The organism is Oligella ureolytica DSM 18253 (genome assembly GCF_000373745.1).
GTDB classification, from domain to species: domain Bacteria; phylum Pseudomonadota; class Gammaproteobacteria; order Burkholderiales; family Burkholderiaceae_B; genus Oligella; species Oligella ureolytica.
Window position 1 is genome coordinate 1 of the sequence record NZ_KB892362.1, and the last position, 1,624, is coordinate 1,624.

At 39.5% G+C, this 1,624-nt stretch carries 1 protein-coding gene; it reads right to left on the bottom strand.

Annotated elements, in window-relative coordinates:
• Nucleotides 1-230 precede the first annotated feature (230 nt).
• Entirely contained in the window at nt 231-1,028 is a 798-nt protein-coding gene (locus B092_RS0112910; protein WP_018575639.1) for a Fic family protein, read from the bottom strand.
• Nucleotides 1,029-1,624 lie beyond the last annotated feature (596 nt).

The following is a 1,624-nucleotide window of genomic DNA, read 5'->3' on the forward strand; positions in this document are numbered from 1 at the left end:
CAGCAAAACCCTCCGTTTTAACTGTGTCTGACCTTAGCAGATTAACCGGCCAACATAATTGTCGTCACGCCGGTCAAGTTAATTGTCGCTCTATAAGTTTTTTAATTATCAAAAAAATTACTCTTTAAGTTAAATGCCTACCTGTTCGGCAGATAGATGTAAACGTTCGGCCATAAAAAAACCGCCAAGTATTTAAACCGGCGGTTTTGATTCGTATAAAAATAAAGTTGCTATCGTTCTATATCTTGTTCGGACTCATTTAATTCTTTAATCTTTTCAATATCAGGATGGCAGTGAACTAAAAAGTCCATCATTAAGGTAGCGTCCTTATTTATATAAAAGTCTCGCATTTTTTCATTAAATTCTTCTTTCTTTTTTGCAGGGATACTAATTCCAGCAATACCATTAGCCAATAGCTCTCCACACATCATTAAGCGTGATGAGCGTTTATTGCCATCAAAATAAAACTGCTGCAATGCTCCAAACAGAAAGAAGGCTGTTGCCCTTTCAAAAGTTGGTAGTTTTTTCAATTGTTCTAAGCCATCTTGAAAAACTTTATTTAAAGTGATTGCACCATCTTCCGTTGGGAGAGGGTCATATTGGCCTAGCTCACCCAAAGCTACGTAAGGGGTGTAGTTTTTCTCTTCACCTTCACCTCGAAAATTCCCCCATTCCAAGGCTTCATTTTTAGCTACTAGCTGATGAATACTATCAAAGTTTTGTTTAGATAATTCAAAGCGGCCGGAACGAACTAACCTTATAAGGTGACGAGTACTCGCATTTAAATTAAGAATTTGTTCTTGGTCGTCAATCTTATGACCACCAACGGTAATCCCATCCAATAAGGTTTTAACTTCATTGAAAGTAAATGGATTTCCTTCCAAGACACCGGCATCCCAAATAAATTCAGGCAAGTTTTTCATGAAACGAAAACAAGCCGCCTCTACTGTGTAAGTAGGAATCGTTAAAGGGATTTTGGAACGATCCCATTTAAATCCTAGTGTATTAAATAAAGTTTGGTTATCCATGCCGTTCTTTCAGTGTTTGCTTTAATCAATACTCTTATTTTATCAAAGAGTACTTACCAAAGCAGACTGGATCACATATAGCGTCCAGTCTCTTTTCTGCCGTCTGTTCCGGCCTGTCATCTTGATTACTGACGTTTCGCTAGTCGTTCCCTCGATATCCTGTCTTCTATGTATATAGAGCAGCGAGGCCTAGCCATTTCGTCATGTGATTATCCTTTGGTACTGTCTCAGCGACAATATCATTGTCCACCATCACAACAAGCGTATTTCGGTGGGGTGGTTGCGTAGCCACCAAGTCGGAGCGGACTCTTAATCGGCTCTGTACTTTTTGTACACGGCTATTTCGTTTTAGGGCTGCCCGACAAATGAACCCTTAGCTCTCTACAACATTCTCCTAGTTTCGTGTTACGTATTTTGAAGTTCGAGAAGTTCTAGCCAAAGCGTGCATCAGACCGCTGTCTGATTATTCACCAAAATGTTAAAGAACCATATGTAGTCCCCCCCCCTCTGTCACACTAGTTGTCTGATTTTCTGATTTTTATATTTCATGTAATTGAGGGAGCGGTTAGAGTCTTACAATGTCATCTTACAGTCCA

Coding starts and splice junctions, on each gene's coding strand:
- B092_RS0112910 (WP_018575639.1), bottom strand. CDS start 1,028: ATGGATAACCAAACTTTATTTAATACACTAGGATTTAAATGGGATCGT.